Origin of the sequence: Zobellia nedashkovskayae, assembly GCF_015330125.1 — a bacterium.
Classification (GTDB): domain Bacteria; phylum Bacteroidota; class Bacteroidia; order Flavobacteriales; family Flavobacteriaceae; genus Zobellia; species Zobellia nedashkovskayae.
This window is the reverse complement of record NZ_JADDXR010000002.1, coordinates 2,763,273-2,790,180: the sequence shown is the minus strand read 5'-3', so window position 1 is coordinate 2,790,180 and position 26,908 is coordinate 2,763,273. Positions and strand designations below refer to the sequence as shown.

The following is a 26,908-nucleotide window of genomic DNA, read 5'->3' as shown; positions in this document are numbered from 1 at the left end:
AAATTACAAAAAAACTTACTCTTCGGTAATTCGTAATTGGGTAAAGTCTTTGCTCACATAGATAATATCATCTCCATTAGGCATAACATCCTTTATGGCAACTTTTTCATTATCTATCTCTACTTTTCCAATTTTGAATGGAAGCCCATGTAATTTAATTTTAAATGTTTCATAGGTGGTAATAAAAGCACCATCCTTAAACTGCTGAATGGTCATTTCTTTTTCTTTACCTAAAAGCTTAAAGTTCCGTAAACTAAATTTACCGTTCTCATAAGCATAACCATCTTCCGCATCTTCATAAACAGTAGAGTTCTCAGTTCCTTCAGTAAAGTAAACATCTAAAATCAATTCCTTGATCTCAAGCTCACCTACATACTGTTGCACAGGATATTTTGGAATTATGGCACCAGCCTTTATAAACAAAGGAACCATATCAATATCCGCAACTACCCATTTCTCTTTTCCACCCTCTATAACCTCATCAGTCCAATAATTGTACCAATCACCTCTAGGGATGTACATTCTACGTCCTTTTGCATTTGGTTCTTGAATTGGGCAAACTAAAATTTGCTCTCCAAAAATGAACTCATCAGTTCTAAAATGTGTTTGTGTATCCTCTTGATCGTAACAAACAATAGGCAATAACATTGGTGTTCCCTCTTTTGAATATCTCCAGAACATGGTATATAAATAGGGCAGTAATTCGTAACGTAGCTCTATGAACTTTCTAACAATGTCTGTAATTTCTGTTCCAAAAGACCAAGGCTCTTGGTCTCCGTGATCTCCACTGGAGTGGACTCTACAAAAAGGATGAAAAATACCTAACTGGATCCATCTTGCAAAAAGCTCACCGTTAGGCTGCTCGGCAAAACCTCCAATATCAGAACCTACAAAAGAATAACCGCTCATACACATACGCTGCATTTGAACATTGGCTATCCATAAATGTTCCCAAGTGGCAACATTATCACCTGTCCAAGTTGAAGCAAAGCGCTGCGTACCCGAATAGGCTGCTCTTGTAATTACTAAAGGTCTTTTAGGGTATACATATCTTTTTACACCTTCATAAGTAGCTCTTACCATTTGCATTCCATAAATGTTATGCGCTTTTCTATGGCTACTAGGGTGACCATCATAATCATGACGTGTATCTAAAGGAGCAGTTTTAGTAGGTACTTCCATAACAGCCGGTTCGTTCATATCGTTCCAAACGGCATGTACACCAATCTCGGCCATGAATTCCTTATATAGCTCTGCCCACCACTCACGTACAGCTGGATTGGTGAAATCTGGGAAATTGCACTCTCCAGGCCATACTTTTCCTTTCATTCTTGGACCATCTGCACGCTTACAGAAATAATCGTTTTCTACAGCTTCTTGATATATCCAATAATCTTTATCTACTTTAATACCCGGATCGATCATGACTACGGTCTTAAATCCGTCTTCATATAATTCATCGATCATACGTTTGGGTTCGGGAAATTTCTTTTTATCCCAAGTAAAACACCTAAAACCATCCATATAATCAATATCCAAATAAAGGGCATCACATGGTATCTTAAGGTCTCTGAACTGTTTAGCTATTTCTTTTACATTACTTTCTGGGAAATAACTCCATTTTGACTGGTGATACCCCAAAGCCCACAAAGGTGGCAACTCTGGTGCTCCCGTCAAATTGGTATATGCCCTTACTACTTTATGCATTTCCGGGCCGTAAAAGAAGTAATAGTTCATTTCTCCGCCATCTCCCCAAAAACTTGTAGTAGAACGACGTTCGTGAGCAAAATCAAAATGAGTCCTGAAACTATTGTCAAAGAAAACACCGTAAGCTTGTCCACTATGCAAACCTATATAGAAAGGTATTGCTTTATAAAGTGGGTCTTGATCTTTAGCGTAAGCGTATTGATCCATCACCCAGTTATTTACTCTTTTCCCTTTAAGGTTACTATGCGTGGCTTTATCTCCCATACCATAGAAACTCTCGGTATGTTGGGTGATTTTACTCATTTTCACGGTATTACCACCGTGCTCATAGTTTTCTTCCCAATGAAAACCTAGTTCGTCTTCATTGATGATATTACCGTTTAAATCGGATATTTGAGTACGTAATGTTTTTTTATCAATGAGTACCTGTAGTTTAGAGGTCTCAATTATATATTCGGTTTTTGTTTCTAAACAGTCTAAGTGACTGTAACCCCTACTAGCATTAGGGTCAATAGCATAGGAAAAATCCGGCTGAAACGCATGATCAGTTCCATATCGGAACCGTATGGTTCTATCTTGAATTACCGTGATTTCTAAAACTACTCCGTTTTCAGTTGTGAAATAGAATTTATCTTTATCCTTTACAAAGTTAACAATCTCATTGGGGTAAAGATTTCCTTTATATTCTAACTCGGTATTGGTTATCATAGGTTCGGTGTTTGAAAACTAACAAAAAAAACAAATTTAAGCCTTAAAAACGAAATGCATGCATAACAATTAGCAACTATTATGAATATCGCAAGGCAGCCCTATTGAAAAATAACAATACTTAAAGGTGGAATAGTCAATTCTATAGATTGTTCACGCCCATGCCACGCTATCTCCTTTATTCCTGAAATTTTTGGATCCGTACCAGATCCTCCGTATTTTTTATCGTCACTATTTAAGATAATTGTTAGCTTACCAGAATTTTTTGGTATTCCTATTCTATAGTTCTCTCTAGGCACTGGAGTAAAATTACAAGCAACATATAACTCATCTTCCGCATTATTACCTCTTCTTATATAAGTTAGGACAGAATTTTCATGATCTCCATAATCTATCCACTGAAAACCATCGGGGCTAAATTGCTTTTGGTATAAAGCTGGGTAATTTTTATAAATACTGTTCAAATCTTTAATAAGCTCTTGCACACCACTATGTACGGCATACTCCGTTAGATGCCATTCTAAACTTTTCTGAAAATTCCATTCGCTGGTCTGGCCAAATTCACCTCCCATAAAAATAAGATTCGTTCCAGGGTGCGTAAACATATACCCAAACATTAAACGCAGGTTAGCAAAACGCTGCCACTCATCACCAGGCATGCGGTACACTAATGATTGTTTACCATATACAACTTCATCATGTGAAAATGGCAACATATAATTTTCGGTAAAGGCATAAGTTGCACTAAATGTAAGATCGTTTTGGTGGTGTTTTCTATAGATTGCTTCTTTTTTGAAGTATTCTAAAGTATCGTGCATCCAACCCATCATCCACTTCATTCCAAAACCTAAACCTCCATACATAACAGGTTTTGAAACTCCGGAAAATGCTGTTGATTCTTCTGCAATAGTCTGTACATCTGGAAAACTACCGTAAACCGCCTCGTTAAACTCACGAATGAAAGATAAGGCTTCAAGGTTTTCGTTGTTCCCGTACATATTTGGCTCCCACTCCCCTTCTTCTCTAGAATAATCTAAATAAAGCATGGAGGCTACGGCATCTACACGCAAGGCATCTGCATGAAATTGATCCAACCAAAAAATTGCGTTACTAATTAAAAAGGCACGAACTTCGTTTCTTCCGTAGTTAAAAATCAAACTCTTCCAATCTGGGTGATATCCTCTTCTTCTATCCGGATGCTCATAAAGATGTGATCCATCAAAAAAGCCAAGGCCATGTGCGTCTTCAGGAAAATGTGAAGGCACCCAATCCAATATAACCCCAATTTCTGCTTGGTGCAATGCATCTACCAGTAATTTAAAACCTTCTGGATCACCAAATCTAGATGTTGGTGCAAAGTAGCCTGTAAGTTGGTATCCCCATGAAGGATCGTAAGGGTATTCCATTATAGGCATAAACTCTATATGAGTAAAGCCCATGTCTTTAACATAGGCTACCAAATCTATGGCCAATTGTTCGTAAGTAAGAAAGTTTCCGTCCTTATCACGCTTCCAAGAACCTAAATGTACTTCGTAGACAGAAAAAGGAGCGTCAAGCGCATTTTTCTCTTTTCGAGTGTCCATCCATTTTTTATCCTTCCATTCATAATCCGCCTCCCAAACAATGGATGCAGTTTTTGGAGGATGTTCACAATATCTTGCAAACGGATCGGCCTTTTCCGTGACCGCACCGTGATTATTAGAATATATTTTATACTTATAAATTTCACCTACACCTACTTCAGGAATAAAGCCTTCCCATATACCGCTGCCATCCCATCTTACATTAAGCATATGTACATTATCGTCCCAATCGTTAAAGTTACCAATAACCGATACTGCGCGAGCAGACGGCGCCCATACAGCAAAATAAGTACCCTTTACCCCGTTCAATTCCATTGGGTGGGAACCTAGTTTCTCATATAATCTAAAATGTTTACCTGATTTAAAAAGATCAATATCAAAATCGGAGAAAAGACTAAAAACAGTTACTTGTGGCATAGTGTTCGATTAGTTAGGTAATACTGACAAATCTAAGGAACTTTACAAAAAAGCTTACATATTTGTTAATTAACTTTGGGTCAGTATATCAATGTTACAAATAAAAGATACGAATTATCCGAAAATGGAACGCTTTTTGAAAAAAGAATTCTAATTATGTTTAAAATTATCAACTACAAAATCAATATTATGAAAAAATCACTTCTCTTACTCGGTACGCTTTTTACAATTCTATTTATTTCATGTGAAGGCCCAACTGGCCCTGCGGGGTTTGATGGACGTGATGGTGCGGATGGCGCAGCTTTTGAAGCTGCCGCTTTCGAAATTGAAATTGATTTATTGCTAAGTTCCAATTTAAACAGGTACGAGTTTTTATTTGAACCTTATCCTTCTGATATCAGTCTTCGTTCCGGTGATGCTATATTAATATATAGATTAGAAGAAGTTAGTGATGGTTTGGATGTATGGCGTCAGCTACCCCAACCATTTTTCAGTGAAGAAGGTCTGTTTTATTACAACTTCGATTTTACTCAAGGTGATTATAGTATTTTTGTAGAACCAGAATTTGATGCTACTCTTGTTCAATCAGGTTTTATAGAAAACCAGATTTTTAGAATTGTAATTGTACCTACAGACTTTGATGCAACTGCCAAAACAGATAAAAGTAATATTACTGCCGTATTGAGCAGCATAGGCCTTACAGAAGCCGATGTTATTAAAACATCATTTAAATAAGACTATTTCTTTAAAAAATTTAATAGACACCCTGCCCCTAATGGAGCGGGGTGTTTTTCTTTTAAGCCTAAATAAAACCGTTTCTTAAAACTATCGTAAATACCTATAAATTTGAAAGGACCGAGTTTCTCTTTCGTCTAATTAAGAACTTATAAAAAAATTAAAGAGCTATGTATAAAAATATATTAATCGCAATTGCTTTCGTACTTGTAGGCTGCAAAGGAAATTCCCAGAAAAAGGAAACGGTACAAGAAACAACAGATAAAAAAGAAACAAATTTTAGCGTAGTAAAGACGGATGCCGAATGGCAAAAAGAACTTACACCAGAAGAATTTTATGTACTTCGCAAGGCCGCTACGGAAAACCCTTTTACTTCGGATATATTGGAGAATAAAAAAGAAGGTACTTACGTATGTGCTGCTTGTGGTACTGAGCTTTTTAAAAGTAATACCAAATTTGACTCTGGCACAGGGTGGCCTAGTTTTTATGAGGAAATAGAAGGAAATGTTGGGTACGATGTGGACTATAAAATAGGATACAAAAGAACGGAAGAGCACTGTGGCACTTGTGGAGGACATTTAGGTCATGTTTTTGAAGATGGTCCGGAACCAACTGGTTTAAGACATTGTATTAATGGTGTAGCATTAGATTTTGTGCCTGCAGAATAGTGTAAATGCTACGGTAATTCAATAATTTTATATTGAAAATCACCTTTGAGCATGGACTATCCTAATAATTTTATAAAGAGTGTACTTTTTGAATTCAATCGATATAAATCAATGGGCGACGGTACCTTTCTACAGCTCAACGATGAAGATATACACTGGAAATTAAACGAAGGCGACAATTCTATTGCATTAATAGTAAAGCATATGTCTGGTAATATGCTTAGCAGATGGACAAATTTTCTAACCGAAGACGGAGAGAAACCGTGGCGAAATCGGGAAGATGAATTCACTAACCCCTGCAAGACTAAAATAGAAATGCTGGCCGGCTGGGAAGAAGGTTGGCAATGTCTTTTTAAAGCTTTAAACTCAGTTACATCAGATAATTTTGACACAACAATAAAAATAAGAAATGAGAGTCACACAATTGTAGAGGCAGTTCATAGGCAACTAGCTCATTACAGCAGTCATATAGGTCAGATTGTACTTTTAGGTAAAATGATAAAAGCCGAAGATTGGACCTCTCTTTCTATACCAAAAGGCTACTCAAAAGAATTCAATAAAAACATGTTTAAGAAGTAAGCTGTTACACATGCCACAAAATGTTAGTTTAACACACTACGAAACAAGTCCTTTTTCGCACTAGACTTCAATTTTCGTATTAATCTTTCCGTTAGGTTTTGTACTTTTGCAGCTGCTTAGCTAAGGCGGGCTTATTAAATACACAACAGCAAAAAAATAAAAAATATGAGCAATTTCGATGTTATTGTTTTGGGTAGCGGACCCGGAGGATATGTTACCGCTATTAGAGCCTCTCAATTAGGTTTTAAAGTAGCCATTATCGAGAAAGAAAATTTAGGTGGTGTTTGTTTGAATTGGGGTTGTATACCTACCAAAGCATTATTGAAGTCTGCTCAGGTTTTTAATTACCTTCAACATGCTGAAGATTATGGTCTTTCTGCTGAAAATGTAGATAAAGATTTTGATGCCGTGGTAAAAAGAAGCCGTAGCGTTGCCGATGGTATGAGCAAAGGTGTTCAGTTCTTGATGAAGAAAAACAAAATTGAAGTAATCAAAGGTTATGGTACTTTAAAGGCTGGCAAGAAAGTTTCTGTTAAAGATGCTGATGGCAAAGAAACTGAATACAGTGCAGAACACATTATTATTGCTACTGGAGCTCGCAGCCGTGAGTTACCTAGTTTACCACAAGATGGTAAAAAAATTATTGGGTATCGTGAGGCTATGACCTTAAAAGAACAACCAAAATCTATGGTTGTTGTAGGTAGTGGTGCTATAGGTATTGAATTTGCCTATTTCTACAATGCTATGGGTACGGATGTGACTGTAGTAGAATATTTGCCTAGCATTGTTCCGGTTGAAGATGAGGATATCTCAAAACAATTAGAACGTAGCCTAAAGAAAGCCGGTATAAAAATTAAAACTTCTGCAGAAGTTACTTCTGTTGACACTTCAGGCAAAGGCATAAAAGCAACTGTAAAAACTGCTAAAGGCGAAGAAGTTATAGAGGCAGATATTGTTCTTTCTGCTGTTGGTATCAAAACCAATATTGAAAACATAGGTCTTGAGAATGTTGGTATTTCTACCGATAGAGATAAAATATTAGTAAACAATTACTACCAGACAAACATACCAGGTTACTACGCTATTGGCGATGTAACTCCAGGTCAGGCACTAGCACACGTTGCTTCTGCCGAAGGTATTCTTTGTGTTGAAAAAATAGCTGACATGCATGTTGAGCCGTTAGATTACGGCAACATTCCTGGATGTACGTATTGTACTCCTGAGATTGCATCTGTAGGTCTTACTGAAAAACAAGCAAAAGAAAAAGGGCTAGATATTAAAGTTGGTAAATTTCCTTTCTCGGCAAGTGGTAAGGCAAAAGCAGCTGGTACTCCTGACGGTTTTGTAAAAGTTATTTTTGATGCTAAATATGGTGAGTGGTTAGGATGCCATATGATTGGCGCAGGTGTAACTGATATGATCGCTGAAGCTGTTGTTGCAAGAAAACTAGAAACTACAGGTCATGAAATCTTGAAAGCTGTTCACCCTCACCCAACTATGAGTGAAGCTGTTATGGAAGCTGTTGCAGCTGCTTATGACGAGGTAATACACTTGTAATATTTAATAATAAATTATAAATGGGCCTATAAGATTGTTTTTAAAACACTTCTCATAGGCCCATTATTTTTTTCAGAACGAACACATTAAAATCCATTCCGTATGCTAAGTTTTTTTCGGGTTATAGCAGTTTTAGAAGGTATCTCTTATTTGGCTTTGTTTGCCATTACCATGCCGTTAAAGTATTTGGCAGATTTACCTATGCCCAATAAATATGTAGGGTACGCTCACGGTGTGCTATTCATAACCTATGTTATTTTGGCCGTTGTACTATGGATGGAGCAAAAATGGAGCATTAAAAAAGGAATTATAATATTAATTGCTTCCCTTCTACCCTTCGCCACTTTTTACGTGGAAAAAAAGTACCTAAACGATGCCGCTGTTGCGTAAGCGTACGGTCTTATTCAACTAAATTATCTGAAATGTCTTGCTGATAAAAAGGTATAGACAAAACCCATTGTAATCGTAGACCAAGTGCTGTCGTTTATGGTGATACCAGTGTACGAAAAGTTAAGTTCAGATTTTGGTCCCACTTGGAATCCTATTTGAGGGCGATAATAAAGTCCGCCGTCATTTCCTTCATTTAACCCAAAAGCGTTTCCGATGTCTCCTCCAATAGAAAATGTTTTTGAAGGCCACAATCTAACTGAAGCTGCAAGAGGTAAAAACTGAACGCTAGGATAGTCTATAGTAACATTCTGACCGGTAAAGGTTTCGGCAAAGCCGTGAATTATACCTGCCTTTATTCCTAGGTCAAATACTTTGTTCGGAGCCCACATATAGCCCACATCGGCGCCAATAACGACACTAACATAATCATTATACTCTCCAATAGGCATACCGGCGTGCGCGCCAATTTTAAAGCCTTCTTGGGCAAACATTGAAATACATGAAAAGGTAAGGGTCAGAAATAAACAGAAAGATTTGATCATGGCAATTTGAAATTTGGTTTGTGCTTGGTTGTTTGGTAAAACTAAAGGCTAAACGAAGTTCATTACCTTTTTGTTGTAGCTACAAATCAAAAATCGATGTGTGACAGAAGTCCTAACTGCTTAGGATAAGCTTCTTTGAAGCTAGAAAACTTACCTAAATAAAATCTAAATAGAAATTAACTTACTTCAAAAAACTCTGAATGGCCAAATCATAACTCTGTAGACCAAAGCCAAGAATCACCCCTTTTGCAACGGGTGAGATATAGGATACATGCCTAAATTCTTCGCGCTTATGAGTGTTAGAAATATGAACCTCAACAACGGGCGTAGTCACCGCTTTTATAGCATCGCCAATACCCACGGAAGTATGCGTGTAAGCAGCTGCATTTAAGACAATACCGTCATAGGAAAAACCTACTTCCTGTATTTTACCAATAAGTTCACCTTCTATATTGGATTGAAAATATTCCAGTTGCACGTCTTTAAACTGGAACTGTAAATCAGCAAAATAATCTTCAAAAGTTTTGTTGCCGTAGACTTCAGGCTCGCGCTTGCCCAACAAATTCAGGTTGGGACCATTGATTATGATTAATTTCATACTTCAAAAATAAACTTTTTACTGTGATTTTTAACGACACCAAAGAAAAACGACCGCTCAAGGCGGCCGTTTAATTCTATGTTATATTTTATTGTTACAAAAAGTAAACGGCACCTACAGATACAGCTCCATTATGTGTTCCAGAAAAATCCAACACTTTTGAAAGTCCAAAACCTAGTCTTAACTGAAAATAGAAGTTTTCGTCCATTCGGTATCCTCCACCTAAATTAATCCCTAAATCAGTTGAATTTGTGTCTTGTCCATTTAAATCTTCGTCCCAGTTATCTCCTAAAAGAAATCCTACTTGAGGACCAAGTTCAACTGCTACCTCATCTGTAATATGATATTTTGCCATAAGGGGGATTTGTACGTAAACCAAACTCACGTTAGAAGGACCTAAATCTGCGCCTTGTAAAGCAAATACTAACTCTGGTTGCACATAAAAATTATCCGCAACTGGTATTTCAACGACACCTCCAATAAAAGCACCCACTTTCGCTGAAGTATTGTCCGCATTCTCACCAAGCAAAGTCGTAAAATTAATCCCTGCCTTTCCCCCAAAAGAAATTTCGCCTGTATTAAGTCCGCTTGAGGGACCAGTACCTTGTATTACCGTTTGTGCACTACTACTTTGAACTCCAAAAAAAACTAACGCTGCAATAGCGTAAAACTTAATTTTCATGATTACAGTTGTTTAATGAACCTACTTTAGTTTGTTATTACTCCCTACTGTTATATTATATACAGGTTTAAAGGAGGAGGAAATAAACAAATTCAGAATTGGTCCGTAGTTATATCACAATCAAAGATAGAAAACTTTACTTAGCGTCAATTCTTTAGATTAAAAATTGATAAGATTTTTATTTTTTGCCCACTATTCAAAAATGAATTGTATTGCGTCTAGCAATAGTTAACTTTACGCTATGAATTGGGATCAAGCACTTCAAGACTACGGGCATTATCTTAGAATTGAACGAGGACTCTCGGACAACTCTATTAAAAATTATAATTGGGACATCACGAAACTCATTAATTTTTTAAAAGATAATTCACTGAGTGACAATCCTGAACGCATACCAAAAGAAACATTACAACAATTTATTTATGAAATAGCAAAGACCATGAACCCTAGGTCTCAAGCACGGATTATCTCAGGCCTTAAGAGTTTTTTCAACTATTTGGTATTTGAAGATTACAGAAAAGACAATCCTATGGATTTGATCGAGTCACCCAAAATAGGTAGAAAGTTACCTGATACCCTCTCAGAAGATGAAATCAATAAAATTATAGAAGCCATAGACCTTTCTAAAGCAGAAGGTGAGCGCAACCGGGCTATGCTTGAAACTCTTTATGGATGCGGGCTTCGGGTCTCCGAATTGGTAGATTTAAAAATCTCTGACTTATTTTTTGAGGAAGATTTTATAAAAGTCACCGGTAAAGGAGATAAACAACGTTTTGTACCTATTAGCGAGGTGAATAAAAAATACATTGCCATTTACCAAAAAGAAGTACGGGTACATCAAGATATTAAAAAAGGGTTTGAAGACATCTTATTTTTAAACCGAAGAGGAAGACAACTTACCCGCGCCATGATTTTCACCATTATAAAGCGCCTTGCCGTAGAAATTGACCTTAAAAAAAGTATTAGCCCGCATACCTTTAGACATTCTTTTGCAACGCATTTATTACAAAATGGAGCCGACCTTAGAGCTATTCAACAAATGTTAGGACATGAAAGCATCACTACTACAGAAGTTTACGTGCATGTAGATCGCACACACCTTACAGAGGTCATGAACAAATACCACCCAAGGAAGTAGAATACAATGGTTAAAATTTAATTTTACTCTTTACTGATAATAAACTTGGCATTCCATAAGCACCAAGGTTGGACTTATTAAAATTTAGGTCGTGGTTAACCTCCATCATAACATTTTTGTTAACATCATAACCAAAACCGTTAGTCATTATATAACGTGGCTTGGCAGTATCAAAACCATGTTTATCCAATTCCCGTTCCATTGCCAATCCATTTACAAAATACAGCTTATCGCTAACATAATTTTTGAGTCGTATTGATACTTTCTGAACATCAAAAACTCTATATGTATCGTAATAATTTTGGAGTTCCACCATGAATTTATCATCCAATTTATACCCTATTGAATATTGCGAATGAATTTCATTATCCATAAAAACGGGATAAGCAAAGCCATCCGTATAAAAATCGGAAGTTTCCGTAGACTCTACATAATCTTGATTTGAATTTGGATTTTGAGCTCTTCCTATTACCATGCAAAGGAAAAGAAATACAATTCTAACAAGTGTAATCATAGATTGGTTTTGATTCTTTAAATATAATCAGATATTTCAATAGTATATATTGATTATCAAAGTTTTAACCTTTTAACAAACCTAAGGTGTTTGACCTATAAATTAAAAATATCCTAAAACTTATATTTGCTTAAAACCCGAAATAAGCTTGCTTTCCCAATTGCTTGATTTTCCTTCTTATTCATGTTCTTATCATAGCGGGCTTCAATCATAAAATTAGAATTTACATCGTAGCCCGCCCCCGTTGACATCATAAACTGTGGTTTTGAGTTTCCAGCCTCATACTTACTAATTGACCTTTCCATAGCCACTCCATTTACTAAGTAGAGCTTATCACCTAAATAGTTCTTAAACTCCAACTCTAAACGCTGTATGTCATTTGTGCGATACGTATCATAATAGTGGTTAAGCTGAATAAAGAATTTTTCGTCCAATTGATATCCTAACGTAGATTGGGTATGTGTTTCATTATCCAAAAAACGAGGATAAGAAAAACCGTTTGTATAGAATTTAGAAGTTGTTGCAAATTGATATTGTGTAAAATCTATGTCCGTAACAGGATTTTGAGCTTTGCCTATTGCCATACAAAGGAAAATAAATACAACTCTAACAAGTGTAATCATTGATTGGTTTTACTTGGATAAATATAATAATACCTCTCATTAAATAAAGTTATTTCTGACAATTTTAACCTTTCAATAAAAGGTTAAAATTTAACCATATAACTCCAAAAATCTTATTTATAAAAAAATTTATGAACCGAAAACGTTGTAGTACTATCCCATTTGCATTAAACATATTTTCTTTCATTTACTAACTCTATATTTATTCTCAAATAGTTGGAAATGAGCAAGAGTACCGAAAGAAAATGGTGGAAAGAAGGTGTTGTTTATCAAATTTATCCTAGAAGTTTTCAAGATACCACCGGTAATGGTATTGGCGACTTACAGGGCATCATCAAAAGACTTGATTATATTCACAGTCTTGGTGTAGACATCATTTGGCTCAACCCTGTGTATACCTCTCCAAACGACGATAATGGTTACGATATTTCTGATTATAGAAATATTATGGCCGAGTTTGGTACTATGGCCGACATAGATCAGCTAATGGCAGAAATGAAGAAAAGAGATCTTCGTTTGGTCATGGACCTTGTTGTGAATCATAGTAGTGATGAGCACGAATGGTTTGTTGAATCCAGGAAGTCCAGAGACAATGAGTATCGGGATTATTACCACTGGTGGCCAGCCGAGAAAGGTACGCCTCCAAAGCGTTTTAGTTATTTTGATGTAGACAGTAATGCCTGGAAATATGATGAACCTACAGATGCATACTACCTCCACTATTATTCGGCAAAACAGCCAGACCTAAAATGGGAGAACCCAAAAGTAAGGGAAGAAGTATATGACCTTATGAAGTTTTGGTTTGACAAAGGTGTTGACGGTTTTCGTATGGATGTAATCTCAACTATATCCAAAGACACCGCTTATCCAGAACTTCCAAAGAAATACAACGGAGATTTTATTCCATATTATGCTGATGGACCTCATCTGCACGAGTATTTGCGAGAGATGAATAAAGAAGTTTTAAGTAAATATGATGTCATGACCGTGGGTGAAGCTCCAGGCGTTATTCAAGATCAAGCTTTAGACTTCGTAGATGAAGACCGAAATGAACTGAATATGTTCTTTCATTTTGACCTTATGGGACTTGACCGTGAACCTGGCGAAACTTTTAAAATGAGCCAAGAGCCATGGAAACTAACTGAATTTAAAAAAATATTCTCTGAATGGGATACAATTTTTGCTAAGAAAGGCTGGGGTAGCCTATATTTAAACAATCATGATTTTCCAAGAAGTGTAAGCCGTTGGGGTAACGATTCTAAAATGCACTGGCAAAATTCTGCCACTTTATTACAGACTTTTTTACTTTCTATGCGAGGTACTCCTTATTTTCTGTACGGAGAAGAAATAGGTATGACCAACATTAAATTTGACCGTATAACGGATTATCAGGACATTAACACACGTACACGTTATAATGGCATAAAAAAGGCTGGTGGCGACCTAGAAGACTTCCTAAAAGACGAGAAAAGAGCAGGAAGGGACAATTCCAGAACCCCAATGCAATGGGACACCAAATTAAACTCCGGATTCTCTGAGGGTAAAACATGGCTTAAGGTGAACGAAAATTTTAAAGAAGGTATTAATGTTGCCGAACAAGAACCAGAAAAAGACTCTGTTCTAAACTATTTTAGAAGTATGGTTCAGGTTCGCAAGAATCACCTTGCGCTTGTATATGGTGATTACCGCATATTATTGGCGGATAACGAGCAGATTTATGCCTATTTGCGAACATGGGAAAATGAACGCTTTGTAGTACTATTAAATTTTTCAACCAAAAGAAGCTCGGTTACGGTAGATGAAGTTGACTTTGATAAGGCCCATCTTATAATTTCCAACGACGATGCAGAAAACAACAAAACCGATAATAATTTTGAGCTTACGCCTTACCAAGCCGTAATCTATAAAGTCTTCTGATCTTTGAATAAAGAATAGTCGCGTTGGTAGGGACGTATAATCAAGCGTGCTTCCCTATCAAAACGCACATAATTATATACCCAGTTTACAAATACCACTACTCTATTTCTGAAACCTATTAGAAAGAAAAGGTGAACGAACATCCAAACAAACCAAGCAAAAACTCCTTGAAACCTGTAATTTTTCATATCTACTACTGCCTTATTACGGCCCACGGTAGCCATGCTTCCTTTGTCTTTATAAATAAATGGCTGCATAGGTTCTTTACGAACCAATCTTAATAAATTATCTCCTAAATTCCTTCCTTGTTGAATAGCGGGTTGCGCCATCATTGGATGACCATGCGGGGTATCCTCCGTTTGCATGCAAGCTATATCGCCAACTGCAAAAATGGCATCCTGACCTAAAATCTGATTGAACTCATTTACTTTAAGTCTATTACCTCTTACCAAAAACTCCTCGGCATCTAATCCGCCTATGGGAACACCTTTAACTCCCGCTGCCCATACCAAAGTGGCAGCCTCAAATTTCAGTTCTGTTTTAGTATCTGCCGTTTTACCATCATAACTGGTAACCCGTGTGTTTTTCCAAATATGTACACCAAGACTTTCTAAAAATTCTTCCGCCTTTTTTGAGGCATTATCACTCATTCCCTTCAATATTCTATCACCAGATTGCACTAGATTAATTTGTGCCCTTCGCGTATCTAAATCTGGATAATCTTTTGGAAGAATTCCTTTCTTAATTTCAGCCAAAGCTCCAGCAAGTTCAACACCTGTAGGTCCTCCACCAACAATAACGAAATTCATAAGCGCATCCCGCTCATGAAGATCATCCGTCAAAAGTGCCTGCTCAAAATTCTCCAATATTAGACTTCTCAGATTTAGAGATTGTGGAATAGTCTTCATTGCCATACCATTGGCCTCTATTGCTGTATTACCAAAAAAATTGGTTGTGGAGCCAGCGGCTATTACCAAATAATCATACCCTAATTCACCAATATTGGTTATTATAGTTTTTGATTCAGGCGCTACCGATTGCACCTCTGCCAACCGAAAAAAGAAGTTATTATAATCCTGTAAAATCTTACGAATAGGATATGCAATAGAATCTGGCTCTAAACCACCTGTAGAAACCTGATAAAGAAGTGGTTGAAAGGTGTGATAGTTATTCTTATCAAGAAGTACAACTTGCACTTCTTTCTTACTTAATTTTTTAGCTAAGGCTACTCCCCCAAAACCCCCACCAACAATTACGATTCGTGGTAAGCTAGATTTAGGTAAGTTAAGTGCATCTGTATCTGACATGTATCAAAATATCGGCAAAATTAAACATTCATAGATTACCCCAACCGATAAACTATGGGTTTTATTATATTTAAATCAGTAAAAAACGTAAGAAAATTCACTATTTTGCATGATTTGTTCCTTTCTCAAATCAATCAAGAAAAACTAAAAGAGAAAATAATCCATAAAATTTCTTCAATTTACATCATCATAACCCTCTAAAAATCAATCTAATTTCATTCATTACTTTCATAAACTCAAATTTAAACTCAGCACATATAAATTTATGTGTAACAATTAATCCTTTTGGACTACCTATAGTCTAACAACCTACCAACTGGAGTGAATAACGAACTGGAACATCAATTTGTGACGGAACTTGAGAGCAATCAAAACATTGTTCACAAGGTCTGTACATTGTATACCAACGATAGAGATTCGCACAACGACCTGTTTCAAGAAATTACGATACAACTATGGAAAGCTTACCCAAAATTTAGGGGAGAGTCCAAATTTAGCACGTGGATGTACCGTGTGGCATTGAATACAGCAATTACACTATACAGAAAATCTAAAAGACGTGTTCAGACGCAAGACTATGAATCGGTAATTTTTAAAATTAAAGCCGACGAATACGATGCTACTCAAGAAGAGCAATTAAAGCTCATGTACAAGGCTGTAAAACAACTAGGCGATATAGATAAAGCACTGGTTTTTTTATACTTGGAGGATAAAGATTACCGTGAAATAAGTGAAACACTTGGTATTAGCGAAGTAAATGCGCGAGTGAAGATGAATCGTATCAAGAAAAAATTAAGAACCGTATTGAATCCTTAAGGAGATGATATTATGGACGAATTAGACCTTTTAAAGAAAGATTGGCAAAAGAAGGGAGATCAACTTCCTAAATTGACCTATAACGATATACACAATATGACATGGAAGAAATCCTCTTCCATAGTCAAATGGATACTAATTATCAGTATTCTAGAAATTGCGTTACCTAACCTTCTCTACTTAATACCCTCCTTTAGACAAAGTATGGGCATCTACGAAAATACTATCGTAGACAAGTACTTTTTAGGTATGACCGTTATTTACTACTTGGTCGTTTTTTACTTCATTTACCAATTCTACAGACGATATAAAGAAATATCCGTATTGGATAGCGCCAAAGGTCTTATGCGCAAAATCATTAGAACAAGAAGAACTGTAAAATATTACGTGATATTTTCGTTATCTACCATACTTGTATTCATAGCAATAGTCATTATAGGCATTTACCTAAATGATAGTTTTATGGATAATTTTACGGAAATGGCAGGTGACTCTAAACAGGTTTCGCCAGAAAAACTAAAAACAACCTTAATGATTTCTATGGCTGTTTTAGGGGTAGTTATGATAGCTTTCTTTGGAGGAGTCTATTTTCTCCTATACGGTCTGCTACTTCGTAAGTTGAAAAAGAATTATAAAGAACTAAGAAAATTAGAAGTCTAGATTTTATGTCTATTCCGGTATCTTCTTAACTCATTTTCTTCTTCGTAAGCCATTAGATCTTTTTTAGAAATTACCTTTAAGAAAGATGGGTGTTGCTCAATAGCGTATTCTAGTTTCTCTATGATAGAATCAAAAGATTCGTTTTCATAGTCTATATCTAAGGGCTCTTTAATTACTATGGATTGAAGAATACCTTTCTTCTTAATACGAAGTCCCTTTTTATCAAAAGAACGTCTAAAACCATCAATAACTACAGGAACTACAACTGGTTTGTATTTTTTGATAATATGTGCGGTACCCTTTCTAAGAGGCTTCCAAGGTGTTGTGGTTCCTTGTGGAAAAGTAATTACCCAACCATCTTTTAATGCCGTCCCGATACTTGAAATATCGCTCATTTTCACCTGTCTGTTAATATCCTTTCCTTCTGCACGCCATGTACGTTCTACACTCACAGAACCTGCATAAGCAAATATTTTAGTCAGGAGGCTCTTTTTCATGGTTTCCGCTGCTGCCACATAGTACATGTTCAACTTAGGGTTCCAGATATAACCTACATTTTTAATATTGTTATCACGCCCTTTGAGACTTGCATTAAACACGTGAAACATGGCAACAACATCTGCAAAGTAGGTCTGGTGGTTACTTACAAAAAGTACATTCCTTTCCGGAAGTGACCGGATAATATCCGATCCCTCTATTTCAAGACTGTTAAATCGCTTATACCTAGAATGCGTAACTAACCCAATAAGACGGATAAGCCACTTTTTTAGAAATAAGATATGTCCGAAAGGATTTTCCTTAAATATGCCCATAGAAAGCAAAAATACGAATTTACCCCTATAAAACCTGTTGTAACAAGGCCTTGATTTCACTAAGCATCATTCCTGTTGCACCCCAAACTGTATAACCATTTAATTTAAAGGCAGGTACGGGCACGTTTGAAGCATAGGAAGTAGTCATTTCTTCGGTAAAAATATTAGTATCATCCATAAAATCCATCAACTGCACCTCAACTAATTCCTCAACTTCAGTTTCTTGAAGTAAAAAAGGCTCTGAACCATTGTATAGCCCCATAAATGGGTGAACATCAAAATTACTGGGTGGAATATAAATCTCCGTTAACGATTTAATTACCTTTATGCTCTTTGGCTCTACCCCTACTTCCTCATGAGTTTCCCTCAGCGCCGTGGCCATCATACTAATATCTTTTGCTTCTACTTGCCCCCCTGGAAAACCAATCTGGTTGGAGTGTACATCCTTAGGATGGCTCTTTCGTAAAATGAGCAATAATCGCGTTAAATTGTCCGCATCCGGATAAAAAAGGGCCATAACAGCAGCTTTTTTAGTTATTTGAGGTTTTTTACGAGCAGTCTGTAACTCCTCTAATCTAAATTGAGGAGCCATTTTTAAATGCGATGCCTCACCAGGTAAAGGCAGATTCTTTATTTTTGGGATTCGAATAGAGAAATCATCAAAATTCATGACAATCAGAAATTCATTTATTCTAACAATATTACCACTTATTTTTCTGGCTTCCTGTGGCGAAAGTCCTAAAGAAAAGCAAAAGTCTATCGTACAAACGGAAGCTAAAAAAGATTCCGTTCAAATAGATTCTACTGAAATAAAAAAAGAAAAAGAGTTTGTACTCACGGAAGAAAATGCCATAGACTTTTTCTTTGAATATCAAAAAGACCTTAAAGTTGATAAAGTTAAAATTACCACACGATTGGGAAGTTTTACAATTCAACTGTTTGATAATGTCCCCTACCATAAGGCCAATTTTATTTATTTAACCCGAAAAGGTTATTTTAAAGACACCCAATTTCACCGTATTGTCAAGAATTTTATAATTCAGGGTGGAAATTCCGATGATGTAAAAACAGGAAGAAAACGAAGTGAAATAGGACGATACTTACTCCCTCCAGATACTAGAAAAGGTCATAAACACCATAGAGGCGTAATATCTATGCCCAGTAGTGAAATTAACAATCCACATATGCTGGCATCACCTTTTGAGTTTTTTATTGTGGTAACAAAACCAGGATCATATCATTTAGATGGTGATTTTACCCCTTTTGGAAAAGTCATTGAAGGCATGGACGTTGTGGATAAAATAAACAGTGTAGAAATTGGTGAGGGCGATTGGCCTTCCCAAAATATATACATCCAAAACGCTGAAATAATAGAATAGATTAAATAGATAGTCTAACGCTCTATTTTTCTATAAACATTGGGCAAGGCTATACCAAACTTAACAGCCAATAGACGGGTAATTATAATTATCATGATGGCTCCAACATACGCATAAGCGGCGTCAAAAGGCAAAAGCACCAATACAAAATAACTAATACCCCCCATAATGCATGCCGTAGCATAAATCTCTTTTCTTCTAAAAATCACTGGAATCTCATTACAGAGCATATCGCGAATAACGCCACCAAAACAAGCTGTAATTGTTCCCAAGGCAATACACATTACAGGTAACAAATCTGCTGCTAATCCTTTTTCTATACCAAGCATAGTAAAAAGGCCAATACCAATAGTATCAAAAAGAAACAGGGTTCTTCTCAAATATTTTAACTGCTTTACAAAAATTACGGAAAAGATAACCGCTCCAGCAATAACCGTTATGTAAATGGGTTCGCGCATCCACAATACTGAAGTATTACCAATAAGCATATCACGAAGTGTACCGCCACCCACCGCAGTAACAAATGAAATAATAAAAATCCCGAACAAATCCAGTTTTTTATCCATTGCCACCAAGACCCCAGAGATAGCAAACGCTATGGTACCTAGAATATCAATTAAAAAATAAAACATGTGTTAAGAAAAGTTTTGAGTGTGTTTTACAATTACCATAGGCTACCACACTCTTCTTATTAAACTACAATACCGTAATTAAAGCTGTTGCGTGTAATAACTATAATCCTTGATTATCCGGTCTACAAAATCAATAGGATTCATTTCCGAAGCAATGTTCGTTACCTTTTTAATTTGGTCGCTCAAAGATACAATTACATTATGATTACCGTTACGTTTTGCTGCATCGTAAAATTCTTTTATCGTCTGCATTTCACGGTCTTTAAAAATAGTTACTTGTGGAAATTGTGGCTTATAATCTTCTGGTAAATCCCGTAACAAAGTATCTTTTAAAGAAATACGCTTTTTTTCGCTGATTACAGTTGTTCCTGCGGCTATATCTCCCACCCTTTGGCCGTTACCACGAATTAAAATTGTAAGTACCGCAACACCTCCGGTAGTTAAAACAACATCAATAATACGCAAAATCCACCTTACAAAGTAGCTCGAGAAACCCGGTTTTGACCCATCTAATTTCACTACCCGAATCTTCATTACGGTTTTACCTACTGTTTGCCCGTCCATAAAGGTTTCTAGTAACACATAATATAAAAAGGCAGGCAGGCTAATGAGCATATAAAGCGCCCACATATCCCCAAATTCTATATCTAAGGCAAGTAACCCTATAATCATTAATATAGTGTAGGCTAGGATAATTAAACTATCCACAAGATATGCCAACATGCGGTCTCCAAGATGAGCTGTACGCTGGTTGATGGTTATATTTTGGGCTGTTTCTATTTGAAATTGTTCCATAGTTTCGTTTCTTTGGTATAAACCAAAAGTTGATGCGCGAGGCCGCCTTTGTAAAGCAAAATAAAGACAAATGGGCTACTTTTGAAAATGCCTTGTCGAATAAAACGGCTTTGACCCCTGATAAATTGTCCGATCTCTATATTGAAATCACGGACCATCTTAGCTACGCTAAGACCTTTTATGCAGGTAGCAATACCGAATTTTATCTGAATACCTTAGCCTCACAAGCCCACCAAAAAATCTACAAGACCAAACGCGAACCCAAGAACCGAATTCTAGAATTCTGGAAAACGGAATTCCCAACGATGTTCTACCATCACCAGCGCGAATTGCTTATCGCCTTTCTTGTATTCTTTTTCTTTAGTTTAGTAGGTGCTTTTTCAGCGGCTAACGAAGGTACGTTTGTTCGTTCAATTTTAGGTGATGGTTATGTAAATATGACCTTAGAAAATATTGAAAAAGGGGACCCTATGGCCGTTTATAAGCAAATGGGAGAATTTAATATGTTCTTGGGTATTACCATTAACAATATTCGCGTGGCGCTCATGGCTTTTGCCTATGGTATTTTATTGGGTATTGGCACCTTGTTCGTCATGATGCAGAACGGAATTATGCTTGGTAGCTTCCAATACTTCTTTTATGATAAAGGTTTGCTTTGGGAGTCTGTAAGAACCATTTGGATACATGGCACCATAGAAATAGCAGTTATTATAATTGCTGGTTGTGCAGGATTAGTACTTGCCAACGGCATTTTATTTCCAGGAACGTATACCAGACTTGAATCTTTTAAGCGAGGCGTCCAAAACGGTTTGAAAATTATGCTTAGTACTGTACCATTTTTTATCATTGCCGGCTTCTTAGAAGGTTTCGTTACCCGTCATACAGAAATGCCGGACGCTTTGGCCATTCTCATTATTTTAGTCTCTCTAGCACTAATTCTTTTTTACTACGTTATATATCCTAAACGACTCAACAAAAGACCAACCCCATGAAACAGTTTATAGAGTTTAAGAAACAACGAGAAATGAGCCAAATCCTATCCGACACCTTTGGCTTTTTACGCAACGAATTCAAAACATTTTTTGGCGTGTTTTTTAAGATAATAGCTCCCTATTTGGTAGTTATGCTTATTAGTTATGGCACTTATATGTTCCAAATAGGCGATATGATGAACCTTACTATGGCTGGTTCAACTTCAGTAATAAATGGTTTTGCAACTTTTATAGTAGTTCTGGTATTTATAATTGCTACCGTAACTACCTATGTTATGTCACAGGCCACTACCTTATTTTATATTAAATCTTACATAAAACATAATGGTAACATAGATTTTATTGAAATAAAACAAAATGTATACGGCTCATTCTGGAAGTTTATAGGTCTAGGTTTTTTAGTAGCTATCTGCGTAGGTTGTGGTTTTCTTTTCTGTATTATTCCAGGTATTTATCTATATGTACCCCTTGTACTATCATTCAGTATTTTAGCTTTTGACGGTAAGAGTGTTTCAGATGCTTTTAGTGATAGTTTTACTTTAGTCAAGGAGTATTGGTGGATAACTTTTGCTTCTCTTTTCGTGGTTGGCATCATCGTAATGGTTTCCAGTTATGCTTTTGCCTTACCTGCTACCATTTATACTTACGCTAAAATGGGAATCCTCTCAGGAGAAATAGACGCTGAGAATTTTACGGTAGCAGACCCTGTTTCTATTATATTGGGGATTATTAGTACGCTTGCCCAATTTCTCCTGAACATTATATCTGTTGTTGCAAGTGTTTTGATTTATTTTGATTTAAACGAAAAAAAGAACTTTACAGGTACTTACGAACGCATAAAAAATCTTGGAGGAACCGACGAATAAATATGCGGAAACTGCATTTCTTCTTATTGCTAAGCCTATGTTGCGCGGGATTTTTATCCGCCCAAAAAGATTCTTTAGGGATTGCCTATGATACAGTTGCGCTTAAAGTGAAAACTATAAGCGATTCTGACCTGAGCAAATTTTACGAAGACAATGCTTTTAAATACGAGGTAACAGAAGCAGAACGTACTTGGTGGGATGACTTTAAAAGTTGGCTAAGCAATTTAATCTTACGCATTTTAGAGGGTATTTTTGGTGTAGAAGAAGCTTCAGGTATTCTTGCTACATTCTTACGTCTGGTACCGTATTTACTTTTAGGCGTCCTTATTTATATTCTTATTCGGTTTTTCCTGAACATTAACGCCAGTGCGCTACGACAGGCCAAAAGCAACAAGGCTTTAGTTTCATTATCCGAAGAAGAACATATTATTAAAAATGAAAACATTCAAGACCTCATTCAAAAAGCACTTGCTAAAAACGACTTCCGTTTAGCGGTTCGTTATTCTTATTTGCAGGTTCTAAAACTACTTAGTGAGAAAGAACTTATTTCTTGGGAACCCCAAAAAACGAATGACGATTATATAAAAGAAATTTCAAAGACAGAGCTTAAGAATCCATTCATCAATATAACTCGTTTATATGATTTTACTTGGTATGGAGATTTCCATATCACAGAAATAGAATATTCAAAAGCAAAGAAAACCTTTCTATCCATAGAAAAAATCATACGCACAAATGGATAAGAAAGGACTAAAATATATAATCATTGCCGTAGCTACAGTAGCATTGTTGATGGTTATGCAATACAACCGTCCCAAAGAAATAAACTGGACCAATTCTTACGTGGCCAAACATAAGATACCCTATGGCACTTTTGTTTTGAACGATGTTATGCAAAACCTGTTTAAAGACAAGATTCAACAAGTAAACATTCCTCCTTTTGAGTTTCTAAAAGAAAATGAAGACATTTCGGGAACCTACTTTTTTGTAAACAACAATGTAAGTTTTGGAGATACAGAACTAGCCTCTCTCTTAGATTGGGTAGATAAGGGAAATACTCTTTTTATTGCATCAGAAAATTACGAAGAGCAACTTCTGGATACATTAAAAATAAATACTGCCAGCCTATTCAGCGGACTGGACAACATACGTTCTCACAAACACAGATTAGTCAACCCCCAACTCGCTTCTAAAGACGGTTACTTTTTTAACAAGGAAGACTATGTTACCTATTTCCAAGAGTTTAAAACTGATGCTATGACCATCTTGGGAACCGTCACCAACATAAATAATGATAATACGGATATAAAAAAAGAGCAAGTAAACAACGTAGTCAAAACTTCATTTGGTAAAGGAGAAATCATTTTGAGTACTTTTCCGAAAGCCTTTACCAATTATTTTATTTTAAAGGACAACAACAAACAATACACAGCAGGTATCCTTTCTTACCTTGACGACTCCCGAACGATATATATGGATAATCATTATAAAAGTGGGAAATCCGTTTACACCTCCCCTATGTATGTCTTTCTAAATACCAAGGAATTCAAATGGGCCTATTATCTTGCTTTGATTGGCGTGGTTATTTATGTCTTTTTTGAAGGAAAGCGTAAGCAAAGGGCCATACCGGTTATAAATCCTTTAAAAAATCAGACGCTGGCCTTTACTCGTACCATTGCAGATATGTACTTTGAAAAAGGTGAAAGAAAGCAAATTACCGAACATAAAATTGCTCATTTCTTAGAATACATCCGTTCCCGTTTTTACATGAGCACCCTAAATAGAGATGATTCCTTCTATACCAATTTAGCTATGCGCAGTAATCATAGTAAGGAAGAAATAAAAGCACTTTTTTCACTTATAGAACAATTGGAAGCAAAAGATAATTTGACCGACATTGAATTACAAAAATTGAATTCGGCCATAGAAAATTTTAAAAAGAAATCACATGGAAAATAATGAGATGCAAAACGAAGACCTCAACTTCAATAACCGTATTCCGTTAGAAGATTTAAAGAATGCCGTTGATGGGATTAAAAGGGAACTTTCAAAAGTCATTATAGGGCAAGAGAATTTTATAGAACTTCTCATTGTCTCTCTTTTAGTTGATGGTCATGTTCTTATTGAAGGTGTACCAGGTATTGCCAAAACTATTACCGCAAAACTTTTTGCAAAAACGTTGAAGACGGATTTTAGTAGAATTCAGTTTACACCGGATTTAATGCCCAGCGATATCCTTGGTACTTCTATTTTTAATGTAAAGACTTCTGAGTTTGAATATAAAAAGGGCCCTATTTTTTCTAATATTATTCTGATTGATGAAATAAATCGGGCTCCGGCAAAGACTCAAGCGGCCATGTTCGAAACCATGGAGGAGCGCCAAGTAACTATGGATGGAACCACCTATAAAATGAAAGCACCTTTTATGGTATTGGCCACACAAAACCCTATTGACCAAGAAGGTACTTATGCCCTACCCGAAGCGCAACTAGACCGATTCTTATTTAAGATAAAAGTGGAATATCCTTCACTGGAGGAAGAAGTTTTGATTATCAAAACCCACCACGAACGTAAAGGAGCTATCGTAAAAGAACTCATAGATGGAGTACTAACACCAGAACAATTAGCTGGTTTTAAAACGAACATTCAAGACGTTATTGTAGAAGAAAAGATTATTAAATACATTGCAGAGATTATTTCCAAAACAAGAAACCATCCACATTTATATTTAGGTGGTTCTCCTAGAGCTTCCATCGCCACATTAAATGCCGCAAAAGCCTTCGCTGCAATTAGTGGGCGGGATTTCGTTACCCCAGAAGACATTAAAAAAACATTGGTGCCAGTTCTTAACCACAGGGTAATTCTAACTCCTGAACGTGAGATGGAAGGCATGACTACGGAAAGCGTAATTCAAATGATAACAGAGTCGGTAGAAATTCCGAGATAAGAATGCAATTTTTAAAATCGTTCTACATACACAACGTTTTCTTTAGGTATATAGCTATTCTATCGGCTAGCTTTATACTCAGCTATTGGATACCCGTGCTCTACCCTATTACTTGGCTTCTGAGCATACTTTTAATTACACTATTTTTATTTGATGCATACCTCCTCTATACAGCCAAAAAGGGAATCGTAGCATCTAGAATATTGCCAAAAAAATTATCTAACAGTGATTTAAACCCTGTTTTAATAAAGTTTGAAAGCCACTATGCATTTCTTACACAGGTTTCAATTATAGATGAGCTGCCTGCTCAATTTCAAAAGCGAGATTTTGACCATAAAATCAGTTTAACCAAAGGAGAGAAGAAAGAATTTAAATATACGGTTAGACCTGTTGACCGTGGAGAATATGTTTTTGGGAACTTAATTGTTTTTGCTTCATCGCCTTTAAAAATAATTAAAAGAAAATTCGTTTTTCAGAAAGACCAGATGGTGCCAGTGTACCCCAGTATCATCCAAATGCAGCAGTATGACTTTTTAGCAATCAATAACCGACTGACGGAAATTGGATTAAAAAAAATACGTAGAATTGGGCACACCCAAGAATTTGAGCAAATAAAGGAATATGTTCAAGGAGATGATTTTAGGACCGTTAACTGGAAGGCTACGGCCAAACGGAACCAACTAATGGTCAATCAATACCAAGATGAACGCTCACAGCCTATTTATTCAGTTATTGATACAGGCCGAGTAATGAAAATGCCTTTTAACGGACTAAAATTATTGGATTACGCCATTAATTCTGCTTTGGCTTTTTCTAATGTTGCTTTAAAACGGAATGACAAAACGGGCATGATTGCATTCTCAAAAAAAATTGAATCTTTTGTTCCTGCCATTCAAAAAATCACCCACTTAAATACCATTTTAGAAAAGCTTTATAATATTAATACCCAGTTTACCGATGCAGATTATGGCATGCTCTACGCTCACGTAAAAAGGAACGTAAACCAAAGAAGTTTACTCCTCCTTTACACCAACTTTGAGCATATATCAGCTTTAAAAAGACAGCTTCCTTTCTTAAGCGCAATTGCCAAAAAGCATGTGCTGGTGGTCATATTCTTTGAGAACACAGAATTGGACACTTTAATTTCTAAAGACGCCCAAGACCTACAGACCATTTACCATAAAACTATAGCCGAAAAATTTACGTTAGAAAAACGTTTAATGCAGAAAGAACTTCAGAAATATGGTATTCAGACCATCCTAACCAAGCCGGAGAACTTAACTATGAATACCATTAATAAGTACCTAGAAATCAAGGCTCGGGGGCTTCTTTAACCATCTTCTT

Annotated in this window: 28 protein-coding genes; 16 read left to right on the top strand and 12 right to left on the bottom strand. The window is 36.3% G+C overall.

Going from position 1 to position 26,908, the window contains the following annotated elements; all coding sequences use genetic code 11:
* Positions 1–15: 15 nt before the first annotated feature.
* Positions 16–2,415, bottom strand: coding sequence for a glycoside hydrolase family 31 protein (locus IWB64_RS11670; protein WP_194534164.1), 2,400 nt, complete (start codon positions 2,413–2,415; stop codon positions 16–18).
* A 101-nt stretch (positions 2,416–2,516) separates the two neighbouring features.
* Positions 2,517–4,415 (bottom strand): 1,4-alpha-glucan branching protein GlgB, encoded by a 1,899-nt coding sequence (gene glgB / locus IWB64_RS11665; protein WP_194534163.1) that lies wholly within the window; start codon positions 4,413–4,415, stop codon positions 2,517–2,519.
* Positions 4,416–4,604: 189 nt separating this feature from the next.
* Here glgB and IWB64_RS11660 point away from each other — a divergent pair, with 189 nt between their 5' ends.
* The 5 genes from IWB64_RS11660 to IWB64_RS11640 all read left to right on the top strand — a co-directional run bounded on the left by IWB64_RS11660 (position 4,605) and on the right by IWB64_RS11640 (position 8,344).
* Positions 4,605–5,150: a hypothetical protein gene (locus IWB64_RS11660; protein WP_194534162.1), complete on the top strand. Its 546-nt coding sequence runs from the start codon at positions 4,605–4,607 to the stop codon at positions 5,148–5,150.
* A gap of 170 nt (positions 5,151–5,320) precedes the next feature.
* Complete coding sequence (gene msrB / locus IWB64_RS11655; RefSeq protein WP_194534161.1) at positions 5,321–5,818, top strand: peptide-methionine (R)-S-oxide reductase MsrB; 498 nt, start codon at positions 5,321–5,323, stop codon at positions 5,816–5,818.
* Positions 5,819–5,869: 51 nt separating this feature from the next.
* Positions 5,870–6,397: a DUF1572 family protein gene (locus IWB64_RS11650; protein WP_194534160.1), complete on the top strand. Its 528-nt coding sequence runs from the start codon at positions 5,870–5,872 to the stop codon at positions 6,395–6,397.
* A gap of 165 nt (positions 6,398–6,562) precedes the next feature.
* Positions 6,563–7,954 carry a dihydrolipoyl dehydrogenase gene (gene lpdA / locus IWB64_RS11645; protein WP_194534159.1) on the top strand — a complete coding sequence of 464 codons (1,392 nt, stop codon included), beginning with the start codon at positions 6,563–6,565 and terminating at the stop codon, positions 7,952–7,954.
* 102 nt (positions 7,955–8,056) lie between these two features.
* Positions 8,057–8,344 (top strand): DUF3817 domain-containing protein, encoded by a 288-nt coding sequence (locus tag IWB64_RS11640; RefSeq protein WP_194534158.1) that lies wholly within the window; start codon positions 8,057–8,059, stop codon positions 8,342–8,344.
* Positions 8,345–8,367: 23 nt separating this feature from the next.
* On the opposite strand, the gene IWB64_RS11635 is transcribed toward IWB64_RS11640, so the two are convergent.
* From IWB64_RS11635 to IWB64_RS11625, 3 genes are all read right to left on the bottom strand, one after another.
* Complete coding sequence (locus tag IWB64_RS11635) at positions 8,368–8,886, bottom strand: outer membrane beta-barrel protein (protein WP_194534157.1); 519 nt, start codon at positions 8,884–8,886, stop codon at positions 8,368–8,370.
* Between the two features lie 181 nt (positions 8,887–9,067).
* The gene (aroQ, locus tag IWB64_RS11630) at positions 9,068–9,484 is read right to left on the bottom strand and encodes a type II 3-dehydroquinate dehydratase (RefSeq protein ID WP_194534156.1); all 417 of its coding nucleotides are present in this window, start codon (positions 9,482–9,484) and stop codon (positions 9,068–9,070) included.
* 94 nt (positions 9,485–9,578) lie between these two features.
* Positions 9,579–10,166: a porin family protein gene (locus IWB64_RS11625; protein ID WP_194534155.1), complete on the bottom strand. Its 588-nt coding sequence runs from the start codon at positions 10,164–10,166 to the stop codon at positions 9,579–9,581.
* Between the two features lie 241 nt (positions 10,167–10,407).
* Between IWB64_RS11625 and xerD the strand changes: the two genes are divergently transcribed.
* Positions 10,408–11,304, top strand: coding sequence for a site-specific tyrosine recombinase XerD (gene xerD / locus IWB64_RS11620; protein WP_194534154.1), 897 nt, complete (start codon positions 10,408–10,410; stop codon positions 11,302–11,304).
* Positions 11,305–11,314: 10 nt separating this feature from the next.
* Here xerD and IWB64_RS11615 read toward each other — a convergent pair whose 3' ends face one another.
* Complete coding sequence (locus tag IWB64_RS11615; RefSeq protein WP_194534153.1) at positions 11,315–11,818, bottom strand: hypothetical protein; 504 nt, start codon at positions 11,816–11,818, stop codon at positions 11,315–11,317.
* A 113-nt stretch (positions 11,819–11,931) separates the two neighbouring features.
* Positions 11,932–12,441 (bottom strand): hypothetical protein, encoded by a 510-nt coding sequence (locus tag IWB64_RS11610; RefSeq protein WP_194534152.1) that lies wholly within the window; start codon positions 12,439–12,441, stop codon positions 11,932–11,934.
* Between the two features lie 222 nt (positions 12,442–12,663).
* Between IWB64_RS11610 and IWB64_RS11605 the strand changes: the two genes are divergently transcribed.
* Positions 12,664–14,358 carry a glycoside hydrolase family 13 protein gene (locus tag IWB64_RS11605; RefSeq protein ID WP_194534151.1) on the top strand — a complete coding sequence of 565 codons (1,695 nt, stop codon included), beginning with the start codon at positions 12,664–12,666 and terminating at the stop codon, positions 14,356–14,358.
* On the opposite strand, the gene IWB64_RS11600 is transcribed toward IWB64_RS11605, so the two are convergent.
* Positions 14,343–15,665 carry an NAD(P)/FAD-dependent oxidoreductase gene (locus tag IWB64_RS11600; RefSeq protein ID WP_194534150.1) on the bottom strand — a complete coding sequence of 441 codons (1,323 nt, stop codon included), beginning with the start codon at positions 15,663–15,665 and terminating at the stop codon, positions 14,343–14,345. The genes IWB64_RS11605 and IWB64_RS11600 overlap by 16 nt on opposite strands.
* A gap of 321 nt (positions 15,666–15,986) precedes the next feature.
* On the opposite strand from IWB64_RS11600, the gene IWB64_RS11595 reads away from it, so the two are divergent.
* Complete coding sequence (locus tag IWB64_RS11595) at positions 15,987–16,481, top strand: RNA polymerase sigma factor (protein WP_162524545.1); 495 nt, start codon at positions 15,987–15,989, stop codon at positions 16,479–16,481.
* Between the two features lie 12 nt (positions 16,482–16,493).
* Positions 16,494–17,141 carry a hypothetical protein gene (locus IWB64_RS11590; protein ID WP_194534149.1) on the top strand — a complete coding sequence of 216 codons (648 nt, stop codon included), beginning with the start codon at positions 16,494–16,496 and terminating at the stop codon, positions 17,139–17,141.
* On the opposite strand, the gene IWB64_RS11585 is transcribed toward IWB64_RS11590, so the two are convergent.
* Positions 17,138–17,953: a lysophospholipid acyltransferase family protein gene (locus IWB64_RS11585; RefSeq protein ID WP_194534148.1), complete on the bottom strand. Its 816-nt coding sequence runs from the start codon at positions 17,951–17,953 to the stop codon at positions 17,138–17,140. The two genes, IWB64_RS11590 and IWB64_RS11585, sit on opposite strands and share 4 nt — an antisense overlap.
* Before the next feature lie 25 nt (positions 17,954–17,978).
* On the bottom strand, positions 17,979–18,623 hold the full coding sequence (locus IWB64_RS11580) for an NUDIX hydrolase (protein WP_194534147.1): 645 nt from the start codon (positions 18,621–18,623) through the stop codon (positions 17,979–17,981).
* On the opposite strand from IWB64_RS11580, the gene IWB64_RS11575 reads away from it, so the two are divergent.
* A complete protein-coding gene (locus tag IWB64_RS11575) occupies positions 18,622–19,332 on the top strand; it encodes a peptidylprolyl isomerase (protein ID WP_194534146.1) in 711 nt (236 codons plus the stop codon). The genes IWB64_RS11580 and IWB64_RS11575 overlap by 2 nt on opposite strands.
* A 14-nt stretch (positions 19,333–19,346) precedes the next feature.
* Here the strand turns inward: IWB64_RS11575 and IWB64_RS11570 are convergent, their stop codons facing one another.
* The gene (locus tag IWB64_RS11570; protein WP_194534145.1) at positions 19,347–19,964 is read right to left on the bottom strand and encodes a trimeric intracellular cation channel family protein; all 618 of its coding nucleotides are present in this window, start codon (positions 19,962–19,964) and stop codon (positions 19,347–19,349) included.
* 78 nt (positions 19,965–20,042) lie between these two features.
* Positions 20,043–20,759, bottom strand: a complete 717-nt coding sequence (locus IWB64_RS11565; RefSeq protein ID WP_194534144.1) for an RDD family protein — start codon at positions 20,757–20,759, stop codon at positions 20,043–20,045.
* Between the two features lie 32 nt (positions 20,760–20,791).
* On the opposite strand from IWB64_RS11565, the gene IWB64_RS11560 reads away from it, so the two are divergent.
* The 6 genes from IWB64_RS11560 to IWB64_RS11535 are packed head-to-tail and all read left to right on the top strand — an operon-like array spanning position 20,792 to position 26,898.
* Positions 20,792–21,751, top strand: a complete 960-nt coding sequence (locus IWB64_RS11560; RefSeq protein ID WP_194534143.1) for a stage II sporulation protein M — start codon at positions 20,792–20,794, stop codon at positions 21,749–21,751.
* Positions 21,748–22,617, top strand: a complete 870-nt coding sequence (locus IWB64_RS11555) for a hypothetical protein (RefSeq protein WP_194534142.1) — start codon at positions 21,748–21,750, stop codon at positions 22,615–22,617. The genes IWB64_RS11560 and IWB64_RS11555 overlap by 4 nt, the downstream gene beginning before the upstream one ends.
* 2 nt (positions 22,618–22,619) lie before the next feature.
* On the top strand, positions 22,620–23,360 hold the full coding sequence (locus IWB64_RS11550; RefSeq protein WP_194534141.1) for a DUF4129 domain-containing protein: 741 nt from the start codon (positions 22,620–22,622) through the stop codon (positions 23,358–23,360).
* Positions 23,353–24,576, top strand: coding sequence for a DUF4350 domain-containing protein (locus IWB64_RS11545; RefSeq protein ID WP_194534140.1), 1,224 nt, complete (start codon positions 23,353–23,355; stop codon positions 24,574–24,576). Before IWB64_RS11550 ends, IWB64_RS11545 begins: the two co-directional genes overlap by 8 nt.
* A complete protein-coding gene (locus tag IWB64_RS11540) occupies positions 24,566–25,564 on the top strand; it encodes an AAA family ATPase (protein ID WP_194534139.1) in 999 nt (332 codons plus the stop codon). The genes IWB64_RS11545 and IWB64_RS11540 overlap by 11 nt, the downstream gene beginning before the upstream one ends.
* A 2-nt stretch (positions 25,565–25,566) precedes the next feature.
* Positions 25,567–26,898, top strand: a complete 1,332-nt coding sequence (locus IWB64_RS11535) for a DUF58 domain-containing protein (RefSeq protein WP_194534138.1) — start codon at positions 25,567–25,569, stop codon at positions 26,896–26,898.
* Positions 26,899–26,908 lie beyond the last annotated feature (10 nt).

Excerpts from the sequence above, each read along its gene's own strand:
- IWB64_RS11670 (WP_194534164.1), bottom strand. The coding sequence starts at position 2,415 with ATGATAACCAATACCGAGTTAGAATATAAAGGAAATCTTTACCCCAAT.
- glgB (WP_194534163.1), bottom strand. The coding sequence starts at position 4,415 with ATGCCACAAGTAACTGTTTTTAGTCTTTTCTCCGATTTTGATATTGAT.
- IWB64_RS11660 (WP_194534162.1), top strand. The coding sequence starts at position 4,605 with ATGAAAAAATCACTTCTCTTACTCGGTACGCTTTTTACAATTCTATTT.
- msrB (WP_194534161.1), top strand. The coding sequence starts at position 5,321 with ATGTATAAAAATATATTAATCGCAATTGCTTTCGTACTTGTAGGCTGC.
- IWB64_RS11650 (WP_194534160.1), top strand. The coding sequence starts at position 5,870 with ATGGACTATCCTAATAATTTTATAAAGAGTGTACTTTTTGAATTCAAT.
- lpdA (WP_194534159.1), top strand. The coding sequence starts at position 6,563 with ATGAGCAATTTCGATGTTATTGTTTTGGGTAGCGGACCCGGAGGATAT.
- IWB64_RS11640 (WP_194534158.1), top strand. The coding sequence starts at position 8,057 with ATGCTAAGTTTTTTTCGGGTTATAGCAGTTTTAGAAGGTATCTCTTAT.
- IWB64_RS11635 (WP_194534157.1), bottom strand. The coding sequence starts at position 8,886 with ATGATCAAATCTTTCTGTTTATTTCTGACCCTTACCTTTTCATGTATT.
- aroQ (WP_194534156.1), bottom strand. The coding sequence starts at position 9,484 with ATGAAATTAATCATAATCAATGGTCCCAACCTGAATTTGTTGGGCAAG.
- IWB64_RS11625 (WP_194534155.1), bottom strand. The coding sequence starts at position 10,166 with ATGAAAATTAAGTTTTACGCTATTGCAGCGTTAGTTTTTTTTGGAGTT.
- xerD (WP_194534154.1), top strand. The coding sequence starts at position 10,408 with ATGAATTGGGATCAAGCACTTCAAGACTACGGGCATTATCTTAGAATT.
- IWB64_RS11615 (WP_194534153.1), bottom strand. The coding sequence starts at position 11,818 with ATGATTACACTTGTTAGAATTGTATTTCTTTTCCTTTGCATGGTAATA.
- IWB64_RS11610 (WP_194534152.1), bottom strand. The coding sequence starts at position 12,441 with ATGATTACACTTGTTAGAGTTGTATTTATTTTCCTTTGTATGGCAATA.
- IWB64_RS11605 (WP_194534151.1), top strand. The coding sequence starts at position 12,664 with ATGAGCAAGAGTACCGAAAGAAAATGGTGGAAAGAAGGTGTTGTTTAT.
- IWB64_RS11600 (WP_194534150.1), bottom strand. The coding sequence starts at position 15,665 with ATGTCAGATACAGATGCACTTAACTTACCTAAATCTAGCTTACCACGA.
- IWB64_RS11590 (WP_194534149.1), top strand. The coding sequence starts at position 16,494 with ATGGACGAATTAGACCTTTTAAAGAAAGATTGGCAAAAGAAGGGAGAT.
- IWB64_RS11585 (WP_194534148.1), bottom strand. The coding sequence starts at position 17,953 with ATGGGCATATTTAAGGAAAATCCTTTCGGACATATCTTATTTCTAAAA.
- IWB64_RS11575 (WP_194534146.1), top strand. The coding sequence starts at position 18,622 with ATGACAATCAGAAATTCATTTATTCTAACAATATTACCACTTATTTTT.
- IWB64_RS11580 (WP_194534147.1), bottom strand. The coding sequence starts at position 18,623 with ATGAATTTTGATGATTTCTCTATTCGAATCCCAAAAATAAAGAATCTG.
- IWB64_RS11570 (WP_194534145.1), bottom strand. The coding sequence starts at position 19,964 with ATGTTTTATTTTTTAATTGATATTCTAGGTACCATAGCGTTTGCTATC.
- IWB64_RS11565 (WP_194534144.1), bottom strand. The coding sequence starts at position 20,759 with ATGGAACAATTTCAAATAGAAACAGCCCAAAATATAACCATCAACCAG.
- IWB64_RS11560 (WP_194534143.1), top strand. The coding sequence starts at position 20,792 with ATGCGCGAGGCCGCCTTTGTAAAGCAAAATAAAGACAAATGGGCTACT.
- IWB64_RS11555 (WP_194534142.1), top strand. The coding sequence starts at position 21,748 with ATGAAACAGTTTATAGAGTTTAAGAAACAACGAGAAATGAGCCAAATC.
- IWB64_RS11550 (WP_194534141.1), top strand. The coding sequence starts at position 22,620 with ATGCGGAAACTGCATTTCTTCTTATTGCTAAGCCTATGTTGCGCGGGA.
- IWB64_RS11545 (WP_194534140.1), top strand. The coding sequence starts at position 23,353 with ATGGATAAGAAAGGACTAAAATATATAATCATTGCCGTAGCTACAGTA.
- IWB64_RS11540 (WP_194534139.1), top strand. The coding sequence starts at position 24,566 with ATGGAAAATAATGAGATGCAAAACGAAGACCTCAACTTCAATAACCGT.
- IWB64_RS11535 (WP_194534138.1), top strand. The coding sequence starts at position 25,567 with ATGCAATTTTTAAAATCGTTCTACATACACAACGTTTTCTTTAGGTAT.